This window comes from Wielerella bovis (assembly GCF_022354465.1).
In the GTDB taxonomy this organism is placed as follows: domain Bacteria; phylum Pseudomonadota; class Gammaproteobacteria; order Burkholderiales; family Neisseriaceae; genus Wielerella; species Wielerella bovis.
Map to the genome: position 1 here is coordinate 148501 of NZ_CP092361.1, position 26744 is coordinate 175244.

At 43.6% G+C, this 26744-nt stretch carries 17 protein-coding genes, 2 tRNA genes and 3 rRNA genes; 7 read left to right on the top strand and 15 right to left on the bottom strand.

Annotation, left to right across the window (positions count from 1 at the left end; genetic code table 11):
* Positions 1-165: 165 nt before the first annotated feature.
* From rrf to MIS45_RS00865, 12 genes are all read right to left on the bottom strand, one after another.
* Positions 166-277: ribosomal RNA gene (rrf, locus tag MIS45_RS00810) — 5S ribosomal RNA — on the bottom strand.
* Between the two features lie 133 nt (positions 278-410).
* A 23S ribosomal RNA gene (locus tag MIS45_RS00815) occupies positions 411-3296 on the bottom strand.
* A gap of 335 nt (positions 3297-3631) precedes the next feature.
* Positions 3632-3707, bottom strand: a tRNA-Ala gene (locus tag MIS45_RS00820).
* 19 nt (positions 3708-3726) lie between these two features.
* A tRNA-Ile gene (locus MIS45_RS00825) sits at positions 3727-3803 on the bottom strand.
* 94 nt (positions 3804-3897) lie between these two features.
* A 16S ribosomal RNA gene (locus MIS45_RS00830) occupies positions 3898-5434 on the bottom strand.
* The 16S, 23S and 5S rRNA genes sit together here with 2 tRNA genes alongside, the layout of an rRNA operon.
* A gap of 439 nt (positions 5435-5873) precedes the next feature.
* Positions 5874-6311, bottom strand: coding sequence for a hypothetical protein (locus MIS45_RS00835; protein ID WP_249450697.1), 438 nt, complete (start codon positions 6309-6311; stop codon positions 5874-5876).
* Between the two features lie 233 nt (positions 6312-6544).
* Entirely contained in the window at positions 6545-7111 is a 567-nt protein-coding gene (locus tag MIS45_RS00840) for an L-threonylcarbamoyladenylate synthase (protein WP_249450698.1), read from the bottom strand.
* A gap of 140 nt (positions 7112-7251) precedes the next feature.
* A complete protein-coding gene (locus MIS45_RS00845) occupies positions 7252-7650 on the bottom strand; it encodes a murein L,D-transpeptidase (RefSeq protein ID WP_249451311.1) in 399 nt (132 codons plus the stop codon).
* A gap of 41 nt (positions 7651-7691) precedes the next feature.
* Entirely contained in the window at positions 7692-8186 is a 495-nt protein-coding gene (locus MIS45_RS00850) for an outer membrane protein assembly factor BamE (protein ID WP_249450699.1), read from the bottom strand.
* Between the two features lie 68 nt (positions 8187-8254).
* Positions 8255-15835, bottom strand: coding sequence for a YadA-like family protein (locus MIS45_RS00855; protein ID WP_249450700.1), 7581 nt, complete (start codon positions 15833-15835; stop codon positions 8255-8257).
* A gap of 788 nt (positions 15836-16623) precedes the next feature.
* The gene (gene mnmE, locus MIS45_RS00860; RefSeq protein WP_249442792.1) at positions 16624-18006 is read right to left on the bottom strand and encodes a tRNA uridine-5-carboxymethylaminomethyl(34) synthesis GTPase MnmE; all 1383 of its coding nucleotides are present in this window, start codon (positions 18004-18006) and stop codon (positions 16624-16626) included.
* A gap of 85 nt (positions 18007-18091) precedes the next feature.
* On the bottom strand, positions 18092-19237 hold the full coding sequence (locus MIS45_RS00865) for a Fic family protein (protein WP_249450701.1): 1146 nt from the start codon (positions 19235-19237) through the stop codon (positions 18092-18094).
* Between the two features lie 210 nt (positions 19238-19447).
* Between MIS45_RS00865 and tsaA the strand changes: the two genes are divergently transcribed.
* The 4 genes from tsaA to prfH all read left to right on the top strand — a co-directional run bounded on the left by tsaA (position 19448) and on the right by prfH (position 23115).
* A complete protein-coding gene (tsaA, locus tag MIS45_RS00870; protein ID WP_249450702.1) occupies positions 19448-20119 on the top strand; it encodes a tRNA (N6-threonylcarbamoyladenosine(37)-N6)-methyltransferase TrmO in 672 nt (223 codons plus the stop codon).
* A 334-nt stretch (positions 20120-20453) separates the two neighbouring features.
* Complete coding sequence (locus MIS45_RS00875; RefSeq protein WP_249450703.1) at positions 20454-21569, top strand: RNA ligase RtcB family protein; 1116 nt, start codon at positions 20454-20456, stop codon at positions 21567-21569.
* Positions 21570-21675: 106 nt separating this feature from the next.
* Positions 21676-22329, top strand: coding sequence for a hypothetical protein (locus tag MIS45_RS00880; RefSeq protein WP_249450704.1), 654 nt, complete (start codon positions 21676-21678; stop codon positions 22327-22329).
* Positions 22330-22497: 168 nt separating this feature from the next.
* Complete coding sequence (prfH, locus tag MIS45_RS00885; protein ID WP_346766862.1) at positions 22498-23115, top strand: peptide chain release factor H; 618 nt, start codon at positions 22498-22500, stop codon at positions 23113-23115.
* 56 nt (positions 23116-23171) lie between these two features.
* Here prfH and MIS45_RS00890 read toward each other — a convergent pair whose 3' ends face one another.
* Together MIS45_RS00890 and MIS45_RS00895 are read right to left on the bottom strand one after the other, a co-directional pair.
* A complete protein-coding gene (locus MIS45_RS00890; protein ID WP_430472159.1) occupies positions 23172-24035 on the bottom strand; it encodes a polyprenyl synthetase family protein in 864 nt (287 codons plus the stop codon).
* 16 nt (positions 24036-24051) lie between these two features.
* Positions 24052-24276 carry an exodeoxyribonuclease VII small subunit gene (locus MIS45_RS00895; protein WP_249450705.1) on the bottom strand — a complete coding sequence of 75 codons (225 nt, stop codon included), beginning with the start codon at positions 24274-24276 and terminating at the stop codon, positions 24052-24054.
* 192 nt (positions 24277-24468) lie between these two features.
* Between MIS45_RS00895 and rplU the strand changes: the two genes are divergently transcribed.
* Both rplU and rpmA read left to right on the top strand, forming a co-directional pair.
* Complete coding sequence (rplU, locus tag MIS45_RS00900) at positions 24469-24774, top strand: 50S ribosomal protein L21 (protein ID WP_115723608.1); 306 nt, start codon at positions 24469-24471, stop codon at positions 24772-24774.
* Positions 24775-24799: 25 nt separating this feature from the next.
* Positions 24800-25072, top strand: a complete 273-nt coding sequence (gene rpmA / locus MIS45_RS00905) for a 50S ribosomal protein L27 (RefSeq protein ID WP_249442802.1) — start codon at positions 24800-24802, stop codon at positions 25070-25072.
* Positions 25073-25205: 133 nt separating this feature from the next.
* Here rpmA and MIS45_RS00910 read toward each other — a convergent pair whose 3' ends face one another.
* Positions 25206-25412, bottom strand: coding sequence for an immunity 17 family protein (locus MIS45_RS00910; RefSeq protein WP_249450706.1), 207 nt, complete (start codon positions 25410-25412; stop codon positions 25206-25208).
* Between the two features lie 356 nt (positions 25413-25768).
* Here MIS45_RS00910 and MIS45_RS00915 point away from each other — a divergent pair, with 356 nt between their 5' ends.
* The gene (locus MIS45_RS00915) at positions 25769-26743 is read left to right on the top strand and encodes a polyprenyl synthetase family protein (RefSeq protein WP_249450707.1); all 975 of its coding nucleotides are present in this window, start codon (positions 25769-25771) and stop codon (positions 26741-26743) included.
* Position 26744: the final 1 nt, after the last annotated feature.

Genomic DNA, 26744 nt, shown 5'->3' on the forward strand with positions numbered 1-26744 from the left:
AAATTTTCAAAAAGAAAACTTTTCTATTATATTCCTTTTAATTTATTTATACAAGTAGTTAACACTATAATTGATATTCTAACACTACCACTCTGACAAATTACTTCATACTGATAAAAAGATAAACCCCCTAGCACTATGTGAGCTAGGGGGTTAGGATTAAGAGTTTGGCGATGACCTACTTTCGCATAGGGACTATACTATCATCGGCGCTAGTTCGTTTCACTGTCCTGTTCGAGATGGGAAGGAGTGGTGCCAAACCGCTATGGTCGCCAAACATAAACTGTCAAACTGGAAAGCCTTTATCTTTGGTATTTGTTTTTGGTGATGACTGAGTCATCAGTAAGCTTTATTTTCATTTTTGTTTACTTTGATTTCAGTTTTTCTATTTTCAAAGTCCTTCAAATGATAGAGTCAAGCCTTACGGGCAATTAGTATCGGTTAGCTGCACGCATTACTGCGCTTCCACACCCGACCTATCAACGTTGTGGTCTACAACGACCCTTCAATGCGGTTAAATCGCAGGGGAAGTCTCATCTTTGGGCGAGTTTCGCGCTTAGATGCTTTCAGCGCTTATCTCTTCCGAACTTAGCTACCCGGCTATGCTTCTGGCGAAACAACCGGTACACCAGAGGTTCGTCCACTCCGGTCCTCTCGTACTAGGAGCAGCCCCCGTCAAACTTCCAACGCCCACTGCAGATAGGGACCAAACTGTCTCACGACGTTTTAAACCCAGCTCACGTACCACTTTAAATGGCGAACAGCCATACCCTTGGGACCGACTACAGCCCCAGGATGTGATGAGCCGACATCGAGGTGCCAAACTCCGCCGTCGATATGGACTCTTGGGCGGAATCAGCCTGTTATCCCCGGAGTACCTTTTATCCGTTGAGCGATGGCCCTTCCATTCAGAACCACCGGATCACTATGTCCTGCTTTCGCACCTGCTCGACTTGTCGGTCTCGCAGTTAAGCTACCTTTTGCCATTGCACTATCAGTCCGATTTCCGACCGGACCTAGGTAACCTTCGAACTCCTCCGTTACTCTTTGGGAGGAGACCGCCCCAGTCAAACTGCCTACCATGCACGGTCCCCGACCCGGATTACGGGTCTGGGTTAGAACCTCAAAGCCACCAGGGTGGTATTTCAAGGACGGCTCCACAGAAACTGGCGTCTCTGCTTCTAAGCCTCCCACCTATCCTACACAAGTGACTTCAAAGTCCAATGCAAAGCTACAGTAAAGGTTCACGGGGTCTTTCCGTCTAGCAGCGGGGAGATTGCATCTTCACAACCATTTCAACTTCGCTGAGTCTCGGGAGGAGACAGTGTGGCCATCGTTACGCCATTCGTGCGGGTCGGAACTTACCCGACAAGGAATTTCGCTACCTTAGGACCGTTATAGTTACGGCCGCCGTTTACTGGGGCTTCGATCCGATGCTTGCACATCTTCAATTAACCTTCCAGCACCGGGCAGGCGTCACACCCTATACGTCCACTTTCGTGTTAGCAGAGTGCTGTGTTTTTAATAAACAGTCGCAGCCACCGATTCTCTGCGACCCTGATTGGCTTACGGAGCAAGTCCTTAACCTTACAGGGCATACCTTCTCCCGAAGTTACGGTATCAATTTGCCGAGTTCCTTCTCCCGAGTTCTCTCAAGCGCCTTAGAATTCTCATCCTGCCCACCTGTGTCGGTTTGCGGTACGGTTCTGATTCAACTGAAGCTTAGTGGCTTTTCCTGGAAGCGTGGTATTTGCTACTTCGTAACCGTAGTTACTCGTCATCACGTCTCGGTGTTAAGAAAGAGCGGATTTGCCTACTCTTTCCACCTACTGGCTTAAACAAACTATTCCAACAGTTTGCTAGCATAACCTTCTCCGTCCCCACATCGCATTGAATCAAAGTACGGGAATATTAACCCGTTTCCCATCGACTACGCATTTCTGCCTCGCCTTAGGGGCCGACTCACCCTACGCCGATGAACGTTGCGTAGGAAACCTTGGGCTTTCGGCGAGCGGGCTTTTCACCCGCTTTATCGCTACTCATGTCAACATTCGCACTTCTGATACCTCCAGCAGCCTTTACAAGCCGCCTTCACAGGCTTACAGAACGCTCCCCTACCATGCTTTAAAAGCATCCGCAGCTTCGGTTACAGATTTGAGCCCCGTTACATCTTCCGCGCAGGAAGACTCGACCAGTGAGCTATTACGCTTTCTTTAAATGATGGCTGCTTCTAAGCCAACATCCTGGCTGTCTGTGCCTTCCCACTTCGTTTACCACTTAATCTGTCATTTGGGACCTTAGCTGGCGGTCTGGGTTGTTTCCCTCTTGACACCGGACGTTAGCACCCGATGTCTGTCTCCCATGATTGCACTTTCTGGTATTCTGAGTTTGCAATGGGTTGGTAAGTCGCAATGACCCCCTAGCCATAACAGTGCTTTACCCCCAGAAGTGATACATGAGGCACTACCTAAATAGTTTTCGGGGAGAACCAGCTATCTCCGAGTTTGTTTAGCCTTTCACCCCTATCCACAGCTCATCCCCGCATTTTGCAACATGCGTGGGTTCGGACCTCCAATGCGTTTTACCGCACCTTCATCCTGGCCATGGATAGATCACTCGGTTTCGGGTCTACACCCAGCAACTATGCGCCCTATTAAGACTCGGTTTCCCTACGCCTCCCCTACTCGGTTAAGCTCGCTACTGAATGTAAGTCGTTGACCCATTATACAAAAGGTACGCAGTCACACCATAAAGGTGCTCCCACTGTTTGTATGCATCAGGTTTCAGGTTCTATTTCACTCCCCTCCCGGGGTTCTTTTCGCCTTTCCCTCACGGTACTGGTTCACTATCGGTCGATGATGAGTATTTAGCCTTGGAGGATGGTCCCCCCATATTCAGACAGGATTTCACGTGTCCCGCCCTACTTGTCGTGCGCTTAGTACCATTAATGTGTTTTCGGATACGGGGCTATCACCCACTATGGCGGACTTTTCCAAGTCCTTCTCCTAACGCATCAATTATCACGCACAGGCTGCTCCGTGTTCGCTCGCCACTACTTACGGAATCTCGGTTGATTTCTTTTCCTCGGGGTACTTAGATGGTTCAGTTCTCCCGGTTCGCTTCACCAGTCCTATGTATTCAGACTGGGATACTGTACAAGTACAGTGGGTTTCCCCATTCGGACATCGCGGTATCATTGCTTTTTTGCCAGCTTCTCCGCGCTTTTCGCAGGCTTACACGTCCTTCATCGCCTATCATCGCCAAGGCATCCACCTGATGCACTTATTCACTTGACTCTATCATTTGAAGAACCTCTGACTTTGCAAAAACTGGCGTTGACTACCAATCTTTACTTAAATTCTCAAACAATAAAGCTTACTGCTTTGTTGTGAGTAGTTTGTGCCTTTTGTGTTTCACAAACTACTTGATACAATCATCACCCAAATTCGCACAATCTTTCATTTCTATATTTAAAGATTGCTTTGTCTTTGTTTGTTGATTTCGGCTTTCCAATTTGTTAAAGATCGATGCAATCATTTCCCGACTTTGTCAGGAAATTGCAAATTAAAACAAGCAAACTATTCATTCTACACAAACTCGCTTTAATTTGCAATTTCATTTTATTTAATCTTGGTGGAGGCAAACGGGATCGAACCGATGACCCCCTGCTTGCAAAGCAGGTGCTCTACCAACTGAGCTATGCCCCCAGTATTCCTGTGCTGCAACTGGTGGGTCTGGTAGGACTTGAACCTACGACCCCACGCTTATCAAGCGTGTGCTCTAACCACCTGAGCTACAAACCCATGTACTTTTGACTCTTAAACTTCTGTTTAATCATCCTTGCATCTTCTGATTACCGATAAGTGTGAGTACCTAATAATCTCTTCTTTTCTCTAGAAAGGAGGTGATCCAGCCGCAGGTTCCCCTACGGCTACCTTGTTACGACTTCACCCCAGTCACGAAGCATACCGTGTTAAGCGGGCTCCTTGCGGTTACCCTACCCAATTCTGGTATCCCCCGCTCCCATGGTGTGACGGGCGGTGTGTACAAGACCCGGGAACGTATTCACCGCAGTATGCTGACCTGCGATTACTAGCGATTCCGACTTCATGCACTCGAGTTGCAGAGTGCAATCCGGACTACGATCGGTTTTCTGGGATTGGCTCCACCTCGCGGCTTGGCTACCCTCTGTACCGACCATTGTATGACGTGTGAAGCCCTGGTCATAAGGGCCATGAGGACTTGACGTCATCCCCACCTTCCTCCGGTTTGTCACCGGCAGTCTCATTAGAGTGCCCAACTAAATGATGGCAACTAATGACAAGGGTTGCGCTCGTTGCGGGACTTAACCCAACATCTCACGACACGAGCTGACGACAGCCATGCAGCACCTGTGTTACGGCTCCCGAAGGCACAAGCATATCTCTACGCTCTTCCGTACATGTCAAGACCAGGTAAGGTTCTTCGCGTTGCATCGAATTAATCCACATCATCCACCGCTTGTGCGGGTCCCCGTCAATTCCTTTGAGTTTTAATCTTGCGACCGTACTCCCCAGGCGGTCAATTTCACGCGTTAGCTACGCTACTAATGCATCAAGTGCACCAACAGCTAATTGACATCGTTTAGGGCGTGGACTACCAGGGTATCTAATCCTGTTTGCTACCCACGCTTTCGAGCATGAACGTCAGTATTATCCCAGGAGGCTGCCTTCGCCATCGGTATTCCTCCACATCTCTACGCATTTCACTGCTACACGTGGAATTCTACCCCCCTCTGACATACTCTAGCTTGCCAGTTTCAAACGCCGTTCCCAAGTTGAGCTCGGGGATTTCACATCTGACTTAACAAACCGTCTGCGCTCGCTTTACGCCCAGTAATTCCGATTAACGCTCGCACCCTACGTATTACCGCGGCTGCTGGCACGTAGTTAGCCGGTGCTTATTCTTCAGGTACCGTCATCAGCAACTGATATTAGCAATCGCCTTTTCTTCCCTGACAAAAGTCCTTTACAACCCGAAGGCCTTCTTCAGACACGCGGCATGGCTGGATCAGGGTTGCCCCCATTGTCCAAAATTCCCCACTGCTGCCTCCCGTAGGAGTCTGGGCCGTGTCTCAGTCCCAGTGTGGCGGATCATCCTCTCAGACCCGCTACTGATCGTCGCCTTGGTAGGCCTTTACCCCACCAACTAGCTAATCAGACATTGGCCGCTCAAATAGCGCAAGGTCCGAAGATCCCCTGCTTTCTCTCTCAAGACGTATGCGGTATTAGCTAATCTTTCGACTAGTTATCCCCCACTACTCGGTACGTTCCAATGCATTACTCACCCGTTCGCCACTCGCCACCAAGTACAAGTACTCGTGCTGCCGTCCGACTTGCATGTGTAAAGCATGCCGCCAGCGTTCAATCTGAGCCAGGATCAAACTCTTATGTTCAATCTCTAACTTATTTAACTTCTGGTCTGCTTCAAAGAAATTAACAAAAACTTAATAGGAAAATTCCAAATCAAATCTTGTATCTCTCAAAACAGTGTGAGACCATCAGGCACTCACACTTATCGGTAATCTTGCTTTTAAAGAACTCTTCTCAATCAAAATCTTGAAATATCTAACCATATGCCTTACAATCAAATATTTCTCTCTTTTAACCTCACCGCCGTAGCAGCGAAAGTCAGAACTATACGCCTACTACCCAAAACTGTCAAATCAACCTCAAATTTATGAGAGAAATCTATTAACATTATGAAACATTAATGAATTTTCTATTCATTATTTTTAACACAACTATAACTTTGAACTAAATAATTAGCACCTCCATTTACAAAACATACAAAATGCAGCCTGAAAATTGTTTTTCAGACTGCATTATTTTGCCTTAATGCACTAATTGAAATTGATTGGGTTCAAATTCTTTGCCATTTAATTGTACTTTGTGCTGATACAATCCAACTGGGTCGCTATTTCCGAATCCCCAACATGCCATGTAATGTCCTTCTTCATTTGTATGAATTGGATAGGCAAGAATATGTTCTGTTGCATTTTCATTAATCTGTGTAACTGTTGCTACTCGTTCAAATACGCTACCTGCTGGGCTATTAAATGTTTCTACAACTTTATATGGTGTTTTAGCAGGTAGCTCTTTAACTAACCAACAAACAAGCTCCCCTTTGCTGCGCGATACTTCTGATACAGCATTCAAAACTGGGCTGCCTGATGAATTATCCAAAACGCCAAAATAAATTTGGCTTTCATCGTTCGCCATTGCACTTGAAAAACTACTTGCCAATAAGATAGCCATTAATGTTTTTTTCATTTTATTTCCTTATTTATTCAATGAATTTAAACGTAATAATGGTAAGACAATCAACTGATTTTTGTCAAAGAAAAGGCAGCCTGAAACAATTTTTCAGGCTGCCTTTGTGGTTTATTTGTCCGCTTTATAACTTTTTGCAGAAAAAACAAACGCTGTACTCAATCTAAAATAACTACTTCAGATTAATTTACAAACCAGAACCTTTACCAAATTCATTCAGGCAGCCTGAAAAACTATCGCAATCGCATCTTACTGCTCCAATCAATAATCTCACTAGGCTGACGGCGTTTGCCCACACGTCCACCAATGACCCATACTTGTCGACCAAATTGGCGTCGCACTTCACGTTCATTGCGACATGGTCGCCCACCCGAACGATTGCACGATGTAGATACTAAGGGCGATTGCACCACGCGACACAATCGTCGCGCAATTTCATGGTCTGGCACACGCACCGCTAATTTATTGCGTCCACGCCCGCGCAGTTGTGGCAAAATATTTTTTCGTGCAGGCAAAATAAAAGTTTTTGGGGCGGGATAAATATCGTTTAATGTTTGTAGTACGGGTTCAGGCAGCCTGAAAAGTAAGGTTTGCAAGCGACTTACATCATCGCCAATCACAATTAAACCCTTGTGTTGTGGTCGTTTTTTCACGCGCAAAATTTGGCGTAATGCTTGTGCATGCGTTGGCAATGCACCGATGCCATAACAAGATTCGGTGGGATATGCAATCAACCCGCCACGTTGCAAATGTGTACGTAATCGGCGCAAGGAATAAGATGATGAAATTCGGGAAAACATCGGTTAAGGCAGCCTGAAAAAAGTAAGCATCGTACACAATTTTCAGGCTGCCTTTCAAATTTTTATTAAAAATGCAGCCTGAAAAACAAAAAAACCGCATTCAAAAGAATGCGGTTTGGTTTATTTCATCATAGCTGCATCTACACGATTTCCAGTACAAAATACTGTTTCAGTTTTGTGTACACATCATCATTAACGTTGATGCAACCATTTGTCATGATACGGTCAGCAACATTTTTTGATGCAATACGCTCCAATCGGCGTTCAGAAGGTTTGCCCAGCCACACGCGATGCAGCGCGAACAAAAAATCACCTTCTTTCTTAAATCCAATCACATCGCCGTCATAATAGGGTTTATCCGTAGCGAAAATGCGCAAAGGGAAAGTACCTTTTGGTGTAGTTTTACCAATCAAAACAGGATGGCAATCTTTGGTATCCGCAAAACATAACTCTGCTTTTTGCGTATCCACAATCACTTTTTTGCTTTGCATATAGGCTTGTACCACATCGTTTGCATAGGCATGGCTACTCAACATCATGAATGTACCGAGTAATGCCGCAGCTATATTGCGTTTTATCATTACTGACGAACCTTCATTGGTGTATTCATAATCTCACGAATGATGATTTGTGGTTCTGCTTTTGGTGTAGCAGGTGGAGGTGGTGGGCAAGCCGCACCAACTGGGTCAACCGCACGCCAATGGAAACTACGCGCAAATTTTTTGTTATCAAACAAAATTTTGTATTGGCAAGTCGTTACACCTTCTGTACCGACTCCAGGTGTATTGAAATGGAATAAATAATCCCACTCGCGTACACGGAAACCTTCATCAAAGTGTGGGCGACCAATCAAATCATACAACTGGTCTTTGCTCATCCCTGGACGAATGCTGCGTAAGCTATCCAAATTTGGGAATGTACCACGGTCTTTGTTGAATGTGGTGCTAACAGGGTCTGGCCAACGCAAAGTTTCCGCAGTGCCTTCGCTGCTCACTTTTGTACCTGAAGTAGTACACGCACCCAACGTTGCAACTGCTGCCAGCATCAGGGCAACACTTTTCATTTGTTTCAACATATTTTTTCCTTAAAGTATTCCTTTCAGGCTGCCTGCCCGAAGATAGGCAGCCTGAAAAAGGAAGTTAATTACCACTGATAACCAGCACCAACGGTTGCACCAAAATGACCTTTGCTGTTACCGCTCGCAGTACCTTTGATAATCCAGTTACCGCCGTCAGTAATTGCAGAGAAGCCAACTGCGTAACCTTGTTTACCACGGTAGGTACTACCTGCCACAGCTACCATGCTCTTACCAGCTTCAAACACTTGTGGTAAGCCTGCGGTTGCCATTGCACTTGCTGTACCTGCATCGGCATCGTCTGCTACGTTATCAATCTTATTATTCAAGTTGTTAGCAAATTGTTTCAACTGACTTACATTTACAGCATCAGTGTCTTTTTTACCTGCCGCAACATTGTGAATGGTTACATTGTTGTGAACAGTTTTACCGTTTTGGTCAACAACGGTCTTGCCATTCGCATCTGTTTTCGGTGTACCGATGAATGTTACTTCATTGGTTGTGTTATGCATTACATTACCAGCTTCATCCACATACGTCATTGGTGTATTGATAGTAATGTTATTACCATCGTGAACCACAGTCGTACCATTACCATTGCTGAAGTTAATGTTACCGCCTGCCACACTAGTCGGATTTCCACCATTTGTAGAAATCGTCAATGAAGATTTAGCAGTAAACTCTTGCAATGAGTGGTACAACTGACTACCGTTAATCGCATCAGTAGAGTTGCTGGAAATCACACCTGCTGCCACGCCTTGAATTTGACGAGTAGCATTGTCATTACCTACACTCACTACACCTACAACATTATGCACACCTTTCGCTTTCTCTGAACTATTGTTCAAGTTTTGGTATGTGTATGCACTCGCAGCTGTATTCAGAGCTTCGTGTACACCTGTCGTACCATTCAGCGTAGAGCTGTTTTGTGCAAATTTGCCAGATTCATCACCCAAGAATACAGAGTTATCAGTTGTATTGGTAATGTTGCTACCCAATGCATAAGTGCTATTGGTACTTACATTGTTGTGATTACCAACGCTGTAAGAACTATTACCGGTTACATTAGATGGGTCACCAAATGCACCAGAGTTATTACCTGTAACCTTATTTTTATAACCAATACTGATTGATTGATTGCCAGTTACAGTTACATTCTGACCAATCGCAATGGCTTGTTCACCTGATATGGTATTTGCATAACCAATACCAATTGCTTGCGTTGCTGTTGCGGTTACATTCACACCATGACCAAATGCAATGCTGCTTTCAGCTTCTGCCACAGTATCTTGTTTAGAGGTGTAGTTAGTGCTATTAGGCAATCGACTGATACCAATCGCAGAACCAATCGCCAAGCTGTGATTACCTTTTGCTTGTGCACGTGCACCAATAGCAGTTGAGTAAGCACCTGCTGCACTAGAGTCCACTGTGTTATTAGCTTGAATGAGTGATTTACCCACATCATCATCGTTGGTATGGAAGAATTTAATACCTTCTTCATTCATACGACCAATTGCTTCAATCACGTCATTGGTCAAGTACTCTGTTTGGTCTTTCACGTTGTAGGTCTTCATGGTGTGGTTATTAGATACTGCAACGCTTACATTTTTACCATTATTCAATGTTACATTGGTAGTTGAAACGTTTTGTGTATTACCACCCACAACTTGGTAGATTTGATACAACTGACTACCATTAACCGCATCAGTAGAATTTGCTGACACATTACCTGCTGCTACGTTGGTAATTTGTACAGGTCCACCTGTGCTGTTGTTCAATGTCAAAGCAGGGCTACCATTAGTACCGTTGGTTACTGTCATATTAACAGTATTGCCAGTAGTCGTATTACCAATGCTTACGCTGTTATTAGCATGAACATTTGTAAAGGTAACGTTTTCTTTGGTTGCAACGGTTACATTGTTACCATCTTGCGTTACTTCCATGTTCGAACCAGCATTAATGCTTACAGTTTTACCTGGGTTAATCAAGGTTTCATTGCTTGCATTGTTGTTAGTTGTCAAATTCCAGCCTGAATTATTAATGGCGTTAATAACGTCTGTGTTAGTTACCAAACCTGTGCCATTGTTCACCACAGTACCATTCGGATTAGCATCAATCTGACCTGACACTACTTCAAATGTTACGTCTGCTGCACCTGTTGTTGCATTAGGCGTTACTTTTGAAACCAAAGTGCTGCTGTTCACAAAGTTCACTTGTTCACCAGGTGTTACATTTGCAACTTCCGTACCTGTGCTATCGCCAACTTTCCAACCTTCATTTACATATTTATTCAGGTTAGTAATTGCATCACCTATTGTTGTAGATGGGCTGCCATAAGTTGTGCCATTTGCATAAGTGGTATTCAGTGTAAAGCCATCAATACCGCCAGTTGTTGTATTGAATGTGCTATTGCCACCAATAATGTTTGCAGTGGTATCACCCAACGCATACAGCTGACTGCCATTAATTGCATCAGTACTTGTGTTGCTGATTGTACCATTTGCAACATTAGTCAAACTCATTGGTGTAGTGGTGCTGTTGTCTCCATTATTCATGGAGGCAATCACATCACCGTTATTCACAGTTGTGCCATTTGCATAAACAAAGCCACCTTTACCATCTGAATATACTTTATTACCATCTTTGTCCGTGTACACAACTGGGCTGTTATCTGATACCAGTTTTGTACCATTCACATTGAAGGTTACATTGCTCACATTACCATCGCTGGAAATGTTCGCTGTTGTGTAAGTACCATCTACAAAGTTCACAGTATCGCCTGGCTGTACAGCATCTTTATTTACACCGTTTTCAGACAAGTTCCAAGAAGCATTGTTAATTGCGTCCACTACTGTGCTGGCGTTAACTAAACTGTCGCCGTTTACGTTATCGCCTAATTTCACTGTGCCATCTGTGGTGGTGGTGATGTCGCCTGTTTTGGCTGTAATTTCACCTGCATCGTTGATGGTTACTGTGTTGCCATCCACTTTGGCTGACACGTTGTAAACCGTTGTGCCGTTGTCGTTTTTAGTAGTGTTGTCTACTTCTACGCCGTTACCTGCTACTACGGTTACTTGGGTATCGCCATCTGCACCTTCGCCTGCTTTGGCATTCACTGTGTAGGTAATGCTGCCATCGCTGTTGGTTACGCTGTTTACAACTACGTTGTCGCCTGCTTCTACTATTGATTTGCTGGCGTTCAGTTGATCTAAATTAACTGCGTCTGTGCCGTTTGTACCGTTCGATACGTTGGTAATGGTGTTACCTGCGGCATCAATACCTGTGGTGCTGATGCTTGGACCTGTGTCGCCAATGCGAATGGTGTCGGTTGCCGTTACGTTGGTTACGTTAATGGATTCGGTTAAACCGAAGGCAATTACGTCTCCTTCTTGGTTCACAACTAAGTTCTTACCTGCTTGGTAAGTGATGTTACTACCTGCTTTAACGGTGGTATTGCCGTCTTTCGCTACAACTTGGTCTTCTGTGTTTTGGCTGTTTACAGCAAAGGAGGCATTGTTAATTGCGTCCACTACTGTGCTGGCGTTAACTAAACTGTCGCCGTTTACGTTATCGCCTAATTTCACTGTGCCATCTGTGGTGGTGGTGATGTCGCCTGTTTTGGCTGTAATTTCACCTGCATCGTTGATGGTTACTGTGTTGCCATCCACTTTGGCTGATACGTTGTAAACCGTTGTGCCGTTGTCGTTTTTAGTAGTGTTGTCTACTTCTACGCCGTTACCTGCTACTACGGTTACTTGGGTATCGCCATCTGCACCTTCGCCTGCTTTGGCATTCACTGTGTAGGTAATGCTGCCATCGCTGTTGGTTACGCTGTTTACAACTACGTTGTCGCCTGCTTCTACTATTGATTTGCTGGCGTTCAGTTGATCTAAATTAACTGCGTCTGTGCCGTTTGTACCGTTCGATACGTTGGTAATGGTGTTACCTGCGGCATCAATACCTGTGGTGCTGATGCTTGGACCTGTGTCGCCAATGCGAATGGTGTCGGTTGCCGTTACGTTGGTTACGTTAATGGATTCGGTTAAACCGAAGGCAATTACGTCTCCTTCTTGGTTCACAACTAAGTTCTTACCTGCTTGGTAAGTGATGTTACTACCTGCTTTAACGGTGGTATTGCCGTCTTTCGCTACAACTTGGTCTTCTGTGTTTTGGCTGTTTACAGCAAAGGAGGCATTGTTAATTGCGTCCACTACTGTGCTGGCGTTAACTAAACTGTCGCCGTTTACGTTATCGCCTAATTTCACTGTGCCATCTGTGGTGGTGGTGATGTCGCCTGTTTTGGCTGTAATTTCACCTGCATCGTTGATGGTTACTGTGTTGTCATCCACTTTGGCTGATACGTTGTAAACCGTTGTGCCGTTGTCGTTTTTAGTAGTGTTGTCTACTTCTACGCCGTTACCTGCTACTACGGTTACTTGGGTATCGCCATCTGCACCTTCGCCTGCTTTGGCATTCACTGTGTAGGTAATGCTGCCATCGCTGTTGGTTACGCTGTTTACAACTACGTTGTCGCCTGCTTCTACTATTGATTTGCTGGCGTTCAGTTGATCTAAATTAACTGCGTCTGTGCCGTTTGTACCGTTCGATACGTTGGTAATGGTGTTACCTGCGGCATCAATACCTGTGGTGCTGATGCTTGGACCTGTGTCGCCAATGCGAATGGTGTCGGTTGCCGTTACGTTGGTTACGTTAATGGATTCGGTTAAACCGAAGGCAATTACGTCTCCTTCTTGGTTCACAACTAAGTTCTTACCTGCTTGGTAAGTGATGTTACTACCTGCTTTAACGGTGGTATTGCCGTCTTTCGCTACAACTTGGTCTTCTGTGTTTTGGCTGTTTACAGCAAAGGAGGCATTGTTAATTGCGTCCACTACTGTGCTGGCGTTAACTAAACTGTCGCCGTTTACGTTATCGCCTAATTTCACTGTGCCATCTGTGGTGGTGGTGATGTCGCCTGTTTTGGCTGTAATTTCACCTGCATCGTTGATGGTTACTGTGTTGTCATCCACTTTGGCTGATACGTTGTAAACCGTTGTGCCGTTGTCGTTTTTAGTAGTGTTGTCTACTTCTACGCCGTTACCTGCTACTACGGTTACTTGGGTATTATCGTTTTTTGCATCTACTGTGTAAGTAACACTACCATTAGCGTGAGTGGTGCTGGTAATAGTCGTGTTTTCGCCTGCCGCTGTTACTGTTGGCATTGCATCTTTTAAGCCATTAGCAACCAAATACAATTGCGAACCATTGATGGCTTCGGTAGAGGTTGCAGAAATATTACCTGCTGCTACATTAATGATTTTGCGCTCATCGCCTACTGCGCCAACGCTAACAAAACGACCTTTATCTTTTACCGTACCTGCAAAATCGCCATAAGTAATACCATTTACAGTCGCATTTGTTACGTTCGCAATTTCATGAGAACCTGCTGTGCTGGCGTTTTGACCCAAAATTACTGAGCCACCTAATTCTTTATTTGCATCAACCGTGATATTGTTACCCAATACCATCACATCATCGGCATTAACTGTGTTATTGAAACCGATAACCATTGAATAGTTAGCACCTGCTGCTGCATTTTCAATAGCAGTAATATCCTTACTACCATCTACTATACCTGAGCCACGAGGTGCATCACCACCAAGTTTATTTTGCCCACCAATAGCAATGGCATTATTAGTATTATTAGCAATAACATGGTTATTACCAAGCGAGTAAGAATCGTTACCAGCGATAAACGATGGATCACCAAATGCACCTGCTCTATCACCTGACACCTTATTACCTGTACCAATAGCAATAGACTGGTTACCAGAAACCGTAGCATTAGAACCAAACGCAATCGCATCAACGGCACTAGCATTAGCATAGTAACCAATAGCAGTTGCGCGTTCTACACTTTCATCTTGTACATCCAATACATAAGTACTTGCATTAGTTGGATTACCTTGAGCATCAAGATTAGTAATAGAACCTTCCTGTGTCAATTTACCTGCACGAGCATGCGAACCAAATGCAATAGAGTTATTACCAGCGGCAATTACGCGACCATCATAATCATAATGCTCATCTTGAGTAGACATACCAATTGCAATAGAACGAGTACCCAAAGAAGTAGCAGAATGTCCCATTGCCAATGCACCTTGTCCCACCGCGGCCGATGATGCACCATAAGCTTGAGCAGAAGCATTTGCAGCAGTTGCTTGACGACCGACAGCAATAGCATTTACACCAGAAGTTGAAGCTGATGCCCCAATAACCACACCACCACCTGCAGACAAGGCATTTGCACCAATAGCGATACCCAATGCACGCGCAGCACCACCAGCATTATTGGTTCTGGTTACAGTTGCATCAGAACCAATTGCTACACCACTGTTATCTGCTTTGGCATTGTAACCAACCGCAACAGCAGAAGACATAACAACCTGATACCCGTTGTTACTGATTGCCGTATCACCAGTATAACCTTCACGGGGTGCAACACCACCCACAACGCGCGTATTGGTTACGACATTATAAGGATTGCGGTATTGCGCATGCACAGAACCATTTTGAGCCCAATCGGAAGTAGCAGTTTCTGCTTTCGCACCAATTGCAACAGCATTATGGAAATTATTAGAAGTAGCACCTTGACCAATAATTACAGAATTAATAGTAGAAGCATTAGCTGCTGTACCAATAGCAATAGAATCCTGTCCATTAGCAATCGATTGAGCACCAATTGAATTGGAATGTAAACCTACTGCATTAGCAGCAGGACCTACTGCAATTGAACCTTCACCTTGAGAGTTCGCTGCAATACCAATTGCAGTAGAAGCTAAACCTATCGCCTTAGTTTTTGTACCAAATGCAGTAGATAAATGACCTAGTGACTCTGCTTGCACACCTACTGCAACAGATGCAGTACCTGATGCTGTTGTACCCACATATTGTCTATTTGTATCTACCAAATCTTGACCAGAAATTTCTTTATATCGCTCATTCACCTTACCTCCATTAACCCCTCCAGATGAATAAGTGCTGTCAAAATTCTTTTTAGATGCTTCATCTAAATCATCACCACCAATAGCAATAGAAGAATCCCCTGATACTATTGTATTCGCACCCAAGGCAACCGATTGATTACCTGTCCCCTGTGCCAACATACCAATCGCGATCGTTTGATTACCAGAAACATTTGTATTAGCACCTAAAGCAATAGCTTCATTGTTTGTAACAGTTGCATTAGAACCTATCGCGACTGTATTTTCTCCTGCTAGTGCACGACTATTATTACCAATAGCGATACCAAATTTACCACTTACTTCTGCATCTTTACCAACCGCTACCGAAGTTTGACTTCTAGCAGAAGCATTAGAACCTATTGCAATAGCATTCTCACCAGTTGCAGTAGCACCTTGTGTTGAACCTAATAAGTAGGTACGTCCACCTGTTGTATAACTGCCTGTTGTGCTATCAATAGCTATCGCTGCCTGCACTGTTAATGGCACCAACTGCAAAGCAACCATGATCGCTGCTGCAATGACTTTTTTAGATTTTGAAGATTTACCTTTGGCAGTTGCAATCTCAGCAACCGCCGTATATGTATTGGTCGTTTCATTGTAAACGACTCGATAGGTATGATTCATTTGCGTATTCCTAAATTAATTTTATGTGAATCAATTGCATGACAATTTTTGTAACTTTTTAACTGCCATACTCACTTATTTCAATTAATCCAATTTTCTGGATTACCTCTATTTCTCTTTTAATTTGATTTTAGAACTTGTATTCACGATATTGTTTTTTGTTTTATTGCTTTTTGTGTGCTTACTTCATTGGTTCTTCATGCTAATCATATTGTCATTAGTATAAAAAACTGCTTGGTATTCACATAATTAGGCAATAAAATCAAATTATCCATATGATGAATATTGATTCTTAATTTTTATTACTTATATCGGTTAAACACTTGTTGTGTGATTGCGATATAGCTTACCAAATCCAAATGATTTGTAGCAACTTTTATGCCACCAATCGTGAAAATAAATGCTTGTATGCTTTTTTTGACTAAAAAATGATACAGAATTTTTTATTAAATATAGATAATTTATTGATTTATCTTGTTTGATTTAATTCAAAAATTAAAGTTGAGTATTTAGGTGTATCTAATGATATTTTGAAACTTTTGTATAGTGAATTCAATTTAAACCAGTACAACGTTGCCAGCTCCCTTATGTACTAGGTGTACATGGCGGTCGCTGTCGCCTTGCCCTGATTTAAATTGAATCCACATACATATTACCTAATCACACACTAATGCGTTGATTTTTTTCATGTTTTTTCTATAAAATTCATCTATCAATCTTACGAATACAGGTTCTTAAAACTTTCCATAATTTTGCAAAGTTTTCAGGCTGCCTTTTTTATGGATAATTTATTTCCCAATACAAAAACGGGAGAAAATCACACCCAGCAAATCATCAGCCGTAAATTCGCCCGTGATTTGGCTGCACGCCACTTGCGCCAAACGCAAATGTTCCGCCAACAATTCCAATTGATGATTGCCACACATCGCCGCATTGTCCAATTCCGTTTGCGCAGCTTGTAAGGCGTGAATATGGCGCGTGCGTGCCAGAAACAAACCTTCGCTTTCGCCTTGCCAACCAATTTGTTGCAGCAACGCAGTTTTCAGCAAATCCAAACCAGCCCCTGTTTTGGCGGACAATTTGATTAAAGTGTCCGCACCGCTTTTCAGGCTGCCTGAAAGATTATCCAAACGTTGCGCGGTTTCATTTTTTAAATCAATTTTGTTTTGGATTTCAATGCGTTTTAAATTTTCAGGCAGCCTGAATAAAATATCGCGCGTGGTATCGTTCAAGCCTTCGTCTGGGTCAATCAGCACAAGGGCAACATCGGCGTTTTGCACGGCTTTTTCGCTGCGTTCAATGCCGATTTTTTCCACAATATCATCGGTTTGGCGCAATCCTGCGGTGTCGGTAATGTGAATGGGCACGCCGTCTAGCGTGATGTGTTCGCGCACCGTATCGCGCGTTGTGCCTGCGATGTCGGTTACAATCGCCACGTCATCGCCCGCCAAAGCATTGAGCAGACTGGATTTGCCCACATTTGGCGCGCCCACCAAAACGACATTCATGCCTTCGCGCAAAATCGCGCCCTGTTGGGCATTGGCTAAAATGTGCGCCAATTGGGTTTGCAGGCTGCCCAGTTTGCCTTTGGCGTCGGCGGCTTGCAGAAAATCAATTTCTTCTTCGGGAAAATCCAGCGTGGCTTCCACCAGCATACGCAGGGTGATTAAATCGTCCACAAGCTGATGAATTTGTTGTGAAAAAACGCCTTTGAGTGAACGCAAAGCCATACGCGCAGCAGATTGGCTGGACGCGTCAATCAAATCCGCCACGCTTTCGGCTTGCGCCAAGTCCATCTTATTATTGAGAAAAGCGCGTTTGGTGAATTCGCCTGCTTCGGCAATGCGCGCGCCCAATTCCAAACAGCGTTGCAACAGCATTTGCAGGACGATTTGTCCGCCATGTCCTTGTAATTCAATCACATCTTCGCCTGTGAAACTGGCTGGCGCGGCAAAATACAGCAGCAAGCCGTTGTCAATCGCGCTGCCGTCTGCGGCGAGAAAATCGGTGTAGAGTGCGGTGCGCGGTTTGGGCGTTTTGCCGCCCGAAATGGCTTGGGCGAAAGGCAGTAAGTCCTTGCCTGATATGCGAATAACGCCTACGCCGCCGCGCCCGTTGGCGGTGGCGATGGCGGCAATGGTGGGGGATTTTGCGGTGTTTGTGGATAACATAAAGGCAGCCTGAAAAAATAAATGGATGATACGTGATTATAACAAAGGCAGCCTGAAAAGAGATTCAGGTTGCCTAGTTTAAGCATTATTCTAATCCACCAATAAATCCATTATGACGCAATGATTCTATGACACCACGAATTAAGTAGGATTGTGTGAAATTAGGCATGTAAATTCGAGCATTCTTCTCAATGGGTGTAATGAAGTTTTGTTCCAATAACTTTTTGATTTGGTATGTTCGTTGACTACTATTCATATTAGGAAATAGAGGCTCCAAATCTTTTGCTTTGAATTCTCCTTTTTGTACTGCCATCAGAAGTATTTTGCTTTCATCTGATGTGATTAATTGACGTTCTTGAGAGTATTTAATAGCAGGTTGTAAAATCTTCTCATATAGAAAATCTTGTTTAGTTAAGTTATCTACTTTTTTTAGTTCAGTGGAAATTCCAGATAAAACATAAGTACACCATTGTTCTAAACCTTTATTTGTTCCTTGGTCAGCTACGGAAAGCATCTCATAATAGCGATTACGGTCGCTGCAAAAAACAGCAGTTGGATTAAGTACACGCCCACCTGCTTGTACATTAAACCCATATTTCACTAATAATGCATAAGTTAATAAACGAACTGTTCTTCCATTACCATTACCAAATGGATGAATCCAACCAAATCTATGATGTGCGAGGGCTATTTTCATCAAATCATATTTAGGTTTATCTGCATGATTGATAAAAGCTACGAGTTCTTGCATATATTGAGGAACAAGGATTGCATTGGGAGGTAAATGTGTGGACTGTGCAATCGCTACCGAGTGTTGACGATATTGTCCAAGTGTTTTATCGCCCTCTTGATGAAGATTTAGTACGGTTAATTGATGTAATTCTCGAATAAAATGTTCGGTAATTTCACTATGTTGCTTAATAGATTCATCAATGTAGTGCATAGCGTTTTCAATATTTTTGATTTCATCTAATTGTTCATCATGCGAATCTGTGGATAACTGAATTTCTACGTAATCTGCTAATGTTGCATGATTGCCTTCAATACGCGCAGAACCTAAACTTTCTAACATATGGAATAATGTTTTTAATTGCATGAAAATGTGCGGATGTACATCGCCTTGTAATTGAAGATGACGCAATACTTCTAATTCTGTCAAAACATCTAATAATTCTGAATCAAAATTTGGATTAAGTAATTTAAGTGGAAAATCTTGAAACGTTGCTTTCATTATCTGTAATTTTAATTTTTTAAAAAAACAGATTTTAAATATTATTATTTGAATTTATAAAATAATTTTTAAAAATTAAGTAAATTAAATTTGTATAAAAAATTAAAATTATCTTTAAAAAGAAAATAAATTATCTTTAAAAAAATGCTAAAAATCAGTTTGTGGATAAATGTTATAATCACGCCATAATTATTTTTCAGGCTGCCTATTATGCAACATCTTATCCACAGTATCGGCATCGTTTCATCGCCTTATACGCAAAAATTTGGTATTCCGCGCCAACCGCAACTTGTGCCAGCCGCCAAAATTTGTATTACATTAAATCCTGAATTTTCAATGGATTGTGTACGCGGTTTGGACGGATTTGACTATATTTGGGTGCAATTTTTGTTTCATGATGCGATTAGCGAAGGCTGGTCGGAAATGGTGCGTCCCCCACGTTTGGGCGGCAAAAAGAAAATGGGGGTGTTTGCGACACGCAGTCCGCATCGTCCGAATCATATTGGGTTGTCGCTGTTACAATTGGAATATGTGGATAACTTGAACGGGCGCGTGCAAATTTGGTGCAATGGCGGAGATTTATTGGACGGTACACCCGTGTTGGACATCAAGCCCTATATTCCATTTGTGGAAGCCAAACCCGATGCACAAGCAGGATTTGTGAGCGGCGCACCTGAACAATTGGCGATTGAATGGCAGCCTGAAAGTGGCGTAACAAACTTATCCACAGAAATCCGCAATTTGATTGAACAAAGTTTGGCGCAAGACCCACGACCAGCCTATCAAAATATACCCGAACGCGTGTATGGCATGGAAATTGCAGGCTTGGATGTCAAATTTAGGATTGTGGATAACACAGTATTGGTTTTATCATGCAAATAGTTTTCAGGCTGCATTGTGGTATTTTTGATGCAAAAAGGCAGCCTGAAAACATAATTTATTTGCCAATAAACAAGATTATATTCATAATCCGCTCTTCATTATTTTTCAATTCTGCGTTATAGAAAGGATAATATCATGCAAAATCAACCATCTATCCACATTCAAACACGCAGCTCAAACGCGGACAACGCCGTTTAAACCTTTCTGATTGTCCGTTTTGGGACTGCTTTCTTTTCACTTATCCACAATTTATGTTTTTCAATCATGATGCCGTTATTTTGTTTTTCAGGCAGCCTGAAACACGTCTTGTGGAAAAAACAGAAAGTTATTCACAATGGGCAATTCCATTACAATCATCAAAAATTCAAATACTTGGATTGAAGGCAACGCCATTCAACAATTAGAACGCACCGCCACGTTGCCAAATATGCAGCGCGTGGCAGGCATGCCCGATTTGCACGCTGGGCGCGGTTATCCTGTGGGCGCGGCATTTTTCAGCGTGGGGCGGTTTTACCCCGCTTTGATTGGCAACGACATCGGTTGCGGCATGGCGTTTTGGCAGACCGATTTGCCTGTGCATCAATCCAAAAAACACAAATTAGCCAAACAATTAGGCAGCATTGACGCGCCATTGGATGACACTTGGGCGGAACGCATTGCCGAACTTTTGCCAAATTGCACTTATCCACAAGCGTTGGGGACAATCGGTGGCGGCAACCATTTTGCCGAATTGCAAGCGGTGGACAAAATCTACGCACCCGAAAAGCTGCCTGAAAACTTTAATCCCAAATATTTACAATTACTTGTTCATAGCGGTTCGCGCGGATTGGGGCAAGCCATTTTGCGCGAACATGTGGATAAGTTCAGCCACGCAGGTTTAGCGGAAAACACACCCGAAGCCCTTGATTATTTGGCAAAACACGATGCCGCTTTGCAATTTGCCAAAGCCAATCGCCAACTGATTGCAGAACGCATGTTGGCAAAATGGGGCGCGGAAGGCGCAATGTTGTTGGACGTGCATCACAATTTTTTGCAACAAGTTCAACTGGATAATGAAACAGGCTGGCTGCACCGCAAAGGCGCAACGCCTTCGGATTGCGGTTTAGTGGTCATTCCAGGCTCACGGGGAGATTACAGTTATTGGGTGCAGCCGATTGTGGATAATGCCGCCAACGCGCTGTTTTCATTGGCACACGGTGCAGGGCGAAAATGGCAACGCAGCGAATGCAAAGGGCGTTTGTCGCACAAATATTCTGTGGATAAGCTGCGCCAAACCGATTTGGGCAGCGTGGTCATTTGCGAAGACAAGGCTTTGATTTACGAAGAAGCACCGCAAGCCTACAAAAACATTGACGATGTGATTGCGGCGATGTTGGATTTTGGTTTGATTGAATTGGTGGCGCGTTTCAAGCCCGTTTTGACGTATAAAACGGCTGGGGAATGCTGCTAGTTATCCACATTGTAGGGTGCAACTTGTTGCACCATTTTCCGAATGATGTTGAATTTGGTGCAACAAGTTGCACCCTACGTTTCAGGCAGCCTGAAAGGAAAAAAACATGAAAATCATCAGTAAATTCAAAGATTATTATGATTATTTGGTTGGGATTTATAGCGAAGACCCTTTGTTGGTATTTGACCGCCGTAGTCAAAACGGCACAGTTATCCACAAATTTTCTGCCTTGCCTGAAGAATGGCAGGCTGAATATGGCGATTGCGTGGGTCTGGCACATTTATTTGTCGGAAATTGGCATACTTGGCTTTTTTATACAGGGCAGGAAGTTTATACAACATCGGATATAGAAACTGTCTACAGCCATGTTCGCCATAATAAAAAATACGCGCCTATTGTACGTTTTAAGAATGGCAAAGAATATGCCATTCCATCAGAAAGTCGATGGCATATACCACATGATTATTTTCTTGCAACGGTTACACGTTCGCATTATGAAATGGCGGCTTATCGTCATGTACCACTTGTGCTTATTATAAAAAAACATTATTGGAACGAATCGGATAGCTACTATGCCAATCCACAACTGGTTTCATTGGGCATTTATGTGGACGAGAATGTGGTTTGGCAAGAAATTTCCGCCTATTTGGGACAACTTCGTAGCGAGCAGGAAACCAGTCCGCCTGTTCCCGACAAAAACAAAATTGAAAACAAAGGCTTTGACGTGAAACATTCGTTTTGTCCCGAAATGAAAAAATGATTTTTCAGGCAGCCTGCAACATTCAATACGCCAGTAAGCTGCCCCCTCTCCCGCTCGCGGGGGAGGGTTGGGGTGGGGGTGGCTCTGCCTACCAAACAAATTGGACTTCATGCCCCATATTTATCCCCCACCTAGCCCTCCCCCGCAAGCAGGGGAGGGGACAGCGTGGTGGCAAGCATTTTCACTTTCAGGCTGCCTGAAAAACAAAAACAGGAATATTTGATGATTTATTTACAATTATCCACAGGGCAATCGCCAGCCGAATGCCAATTTTTCGCCAAACACATTTTCCACAAAATCTTGAAAGAAACAGAAAAATACGATTTATCCACCGATATCATCAGCGAAACGCCCAGCAAATATGGACTGTTATCGGCGGTCGTGGCGGTTTCAGGCAGCCGCGAAACGGAATTTGCGGCACGTTGGCTCGGTTCTTTGCAATGGATTGCGAAAAGCCCGTTTCGTCCCAATCATTTACGCAAAAATTGGTTTATTGCGGTTTCGCGGCTGCCTGAATTGCCCGCCTTGCCCGAAAACCATGAAATCCGTGTAGAAACCTGTCGTTCGGGCGGCAAAGGCGGTCAGCACGTCAATAAAACGGAAAGCGCAGTGCGAGCCGTACATTTATCCACAGGTGTGGCGGTGCGCGTGGAAAGCGAACGCAGCCAACATGCCAACAAAATCAGCACAGCCAACTTTACCAACTGGAACGCGGTAATGCGGTTCGTGTGTTTCACGGTATGGATTTTGTGGAAAAATAAATTAATTTATTGTTTATTGATATGATTAAGGCAGCCTGAAAACTTATTTTCTAGTTTCAGGCTGCCTTTTATTGAATATGTTTAATTTTTTCGCACTATTACAAATTCCGCCAATGCGCGTAATCGTTCCGCTTTGTCGCCAAATGGTTCAAGTGCTGCAATCGCTTGTGTAACCAAATCTTCCGCATAATGTCGCGCTGTGGATAATCCCAGCAATTTCACATAAGTTGGTTTGTCCGCATCGGCATCTTTCCCCGCCGTTTTGCCTAGTGTTGCTGTGTCTGCTTCACAATCCAATACGTCATCAATCACTTGAAATGCCAAGCCTAATCGGCGTGCATACACATCTAAATGCGCCAACTGTTCTTCGCTAATATCAGGGCAAGATAAACCGCCTAATTGTACCGCAGCATGAATCAGCGCACCTGTTTTCAGGCTGTGCATTTGTTCCAATGCGGTTTGCGATAAGTGTCGTCCTACATTTGCCAAATCAATCGCTTGTCCGCCTGCCATGCCTGTGCTGCCCGATGCTTTTGCCAACACTTGAATCATGCGTAATTGTCGCGCTGGGGATAAATCAGTCGGTGTGGATAACACATCAAACGCCAAAGTTTGTAGTGCATCGCCTACCAATAATGCGGTTGCTTCGCCAAATTGCACATGACAAGTCGGTTTACCGCGCCGCAAACTATCGTTGTCCATCGCTGGCATATCATCGTGTACCAATGAATAAACGTGAATGCACTCAATCGCCACCATTGCCAATTCGCAGGCAGCCTGAACACTATTGCCCAATTCTGCCGCCGCCAAAACCAATAATGGGCGCAATCGTTTGCCGCCGTCCAATGCGCTATAACGCATTGCTTCGTGTAAATCATGTGGTATGACTTGGCTTTCAGGCAGCATTTTTTGTAAGAGTAATTCAGTTTGCGCTGCCGCACGCATTTGCCATTGTGCCAATTCATTCGCTTTCAAGATTCAACTCCTTCAATTCATCGTTATCCAATACCTGAATCGCTTGTTCTACTGCGGACAAACGTTGCTGACAAAAACGCACCAATTCCACACCTTCTTGATACGTTGCCAATGCTTCTTCCAAAGGTAACACACTGGTTTGCATGGTTTGCGTAATCGCTTCCAAACGCGAAAGCGCATCTTCAAAATTTTTAGGGGGTTTACGAGCCATAATCTGTTTACTTATTTTTTAAGATAGAGTGAGTGAATTATACCGTTTTCAGGCTGCCTTCGCATAAACAAGCAATAGGCAGCCTGAAAAATATTTTGACAAAACAAAATAATACTGTAATAATCCCATATTTCTCGTTTCGCGCCTTGCGAAACATTTTTGTAAAACCATAAAATTCTCATGGAGTTGAGTATGTACGCGGTCGTAAAAACTGGCGGTAAACAATACAAAGTTACCGTTGGCGAAAAATTAAACGTAGAACAGATACCTGCCGAACTCGACAGCCAAATCGAACTTGAAGTTCTGATGATTGCTGACGGCGAAAATGTCAAAGTAGGTGCGCCTACTGTTGCAGGTGCAAAAGTAGTAGCGAAAGTGGTAGCGCATGGTCGTGGCGAAAAAGTACGCATTTTCAAAATGCGCCGTCGTAAACACTATCAAAAACGTCAAGGTCATCGCCAAAATTTCACGCGCATTGAAATTTTGTCTATCGCCTAATCCAAATTAATCAGGAGTATAAATCATGGCAAGTAAAAAAGCTGGCGGTAGCACCCGCAACGGTCGCGATTCAGAAGCAAAACGCTTGGGCGTGAAAGCCTTTGGTAACGAGTTGATTCCTGCTGGTTCAATTATCGTTCGCCAACGCGGCACCAAATTCCACGCTGGTAACAACGTGGGTATGGGCAAAGACCACACTTTGTTTGCAAAAGTTGATGGTTATGTTGAATTTTCGGTTAAAGGCGCATTAAATCGCAAAACCGTAAGTATTCGTCCATACGAAGGTGCAGAAAACTAATTTTTGCATTTTTAATAAAAAACGGATTCTGGTGAAGAATCCGTTTTTTTTTATTGATAGCTATTTCAAATTAACACAGCCAACGTTGTATGATTTTAATTTGAAACCATAAATAATGAATAAACATTCGGGACTAATGGCCAAATACAGTCAAGCGACCAGCTACCATAATCAAAAATACGCCCAAAATAGCATAAAACCATCGTGCGCCCTCTCTGCCGAATAAAGCAACGAATGGGCGAGCGCGAAAATTGTCAAAGAACCAATCCCAATCATAAATAGCAGCAGCAATACACAATATCCCACCACCAAACGCAAAAAAATAAGTGAAGACATCCATTTCATTACTCCTTGCAATCAATCAAAATAGGGTAAAAATCATTTTATAGCCAGTTCTCTTATGTAGGCAATCGCTGCCTCCTTGTTTTGTTTTTATTTTAAACGACTTATAGGATTGATTAAAGGTTTCAGGCTGCCAAGAGAGGAACATGGTAAATTATATTTGTGTTGAAAATATGCGACAAGAAACATCTATTTTGAAATGGCTATACATCTACAACTTTTTGAGTATTACTTTGAATCATGTGCTAATCTAGGATTTTGCACAGGTTTAAGCTGCCTGAAAAATATAAATTTGCTATAATTCCCAGCCTTTGCTCTATTTTTAACTGAATTTGAATCACACACGAGAAGTTCATGCTGACCGCCATTCCCTATTTTCAACAACATTTGGAACACGATTTAAACCGAGTAAATGCGGTTGTGAATCAAGCCGTGCAATCGGATGTTGCGCTAATTTCCCAAATTGGCACTTACATTATTGGCGCAGGCGGCAAACGTTTACGCCCCATTTTGACTATTTTGTCGGGAAAATGCTTGGGCTACGATGATGACAAGCTCTATTCATTGGCGGCGATGGTGGAATTTATCCACACTTCCACGCTGCTACACGACGATGTGGTGGACGAAAGCGAATTGCGACGCGGCAGAAAAACCGCCAACAATCTGTTTGGCAATGCGGCGGCGGTGTTGGTAGGCGACTTTTTGTACACACGCGCATTTCAACTTATGGTGGGTTCAGGCAGCCTGAAAATCTTGGAAGTAATGGCAGACGCGACCAACATCATTGCCGAAGGCGAAGTGATGCAGCTGATGAACATTGGCAATGTGGACATCACCGAAGCACAATATCTGCAAGTCATTCAATACAAAACCGCGAAATTGTTTGAAGCTGCCGCGCAAGTGGGCGCAATCTTGGCAGGTGCCACGCCCGAACAAGAACGCGCATTAAAAGATTTCGGCATGTATATGGGTACGGCATTTCAGATTATTGATGATGTGCTGGACTATTCAGGCAGCGTGGAACAAATCGGCAAAAATGTGGGCGATGATTTGGCAGAAGGCAAACCCACTTTGCCACTCATTTATTTGATGCAGCAGGGTTCAGAGCAAGCCGCGCAAGACGTGCGTACCGCCTTACAAAATGCCGACCGCGAATATTTCAGCAAAATTCATCAACACGTTACTCAATCCGATGCGTTAAATTATTGCATGAAACAAGCGCAACAAGCGGTAGATAAAGCAATAGGCAGCCTGAAAGCATTACCCAACAATGAAATTACCCAAACTATGCAACAAATGGCACAAAAATCCATAGAAAGAGCAGCCTGAA

Excerpts from the sequence above, each read along its gene's own strand:
- MIS45_RS00845 (WP_249451311.1), bottom strand. The coding sequence starts at position 7,650 with ATGATGTTGAGTAGCCATGCCTATGCAAACGATGTGGTACAAGCCTAT.
- mnmE (WP_249442792.1), bottom strand. The coding sequence starts at position 18,006 with ATGTTATCCACAAACACCGCAAAATCCCCCACCATTGCCGCCATCGCC.
- MIS45_RS00910 (WP_249450706.1), bottom strand. The coding sequence starts at position 25,412 with ATGGATGTCTTCACTTATTTTTTTGCGTTTGGTGGTGGGATATTGTGT.
- MIS45_RS00835 (WP_249450697.1), bottom strand. The coding sequence starts at position 6,311 with ATGAAAAAAACATTAATGGCTATCTTATTGGCAAGTAGTTTTTCAAGT.
- MIS45_RS00875 (WP_249450703.1), top strand. The coding sequence starts at position 20,454 with ATGGGCAATTCCATTACAATCATCAAAAATTCAAATACTTGGATTGAA.
- MIS45_RS00880 (WP_249450704.1), top strand. The coding sequence starts at position 21,676 with ATGAAAATCATCAGTAAATTCAAAGATTATTATGATTATTTGGTTGGG.
- MIS45_RS00855 (WP_249450700.1), bottom strand. The coding sequence starts at position 15,835 with ATGAATCATACCTATCGAGTCGTTTACAATGAAACGACCAATACATAT.
- MIS45_RS00840 (WP_249450698.1), bottom strand. The coding sequence starts at position 7,111 with ATGTTTTCCCGAATTTCATCATCTTATTCCTTGCGCCGATTACGTACA.
- MIS45_RS00865 (WP_249450701.1), bottom strand. The coding sequence starts at position 19,237 with ATGAAAGCAACGTTTCAAGATTTTCCACTTAAATTACTTAATCCAAAT.
- MIS45_RS00890 (WP_430472159.1), bottom strand. The coding sequence starts at position 24,035 with ATGCGTGCGGCAGCGCAAACTGAATTACTCTTACAAAAAATGCTGCCT.
- MIS45_RS00850 (WP_249450699.1), bottom strand. The coding sequence starts at position 8,186 with ATGTTGAAACAAATGAAAAGTGTTGCCCTGATGCTGGCAGCAGTTGCA.
- MIS45_RS00895 (WP_249450705.1), bottom strand. The coding sequence starts at position 24,276 with ATGGCTCGTAAACCCCCTAAAAATTTTGAAGATGCGCTTTCGCGTTTG.
- MIS45_RS00915 (WP_249450707.1), top strand. The coding sequence starts at position 25,769 with ATGCTGACCGCCATTCCCTATTTTCAACAACATTTGGAACACGATTTA.
- rplU (WP_115723608.1), top strand. The coding sequence starts at position 24,469 with ATGTACGCGGTCGTAAAAACTGGCGGTAAACAATACAAAGTTACCGTT.
- rpmA (WP_249442802.1), top strand. The coding sequence starts at position 24,800 with ATGGCAAGTAAAAAAGCTGGCGGTAGCACCCGCAACGGTCGCGATTCA.
- tsaA (WP_249450702.1), top strand. The coding sequence starts at position 19,448 with ATGCAACATCTTATCCACAGTATCGGCATCGTTTCATCGCCTTATACG.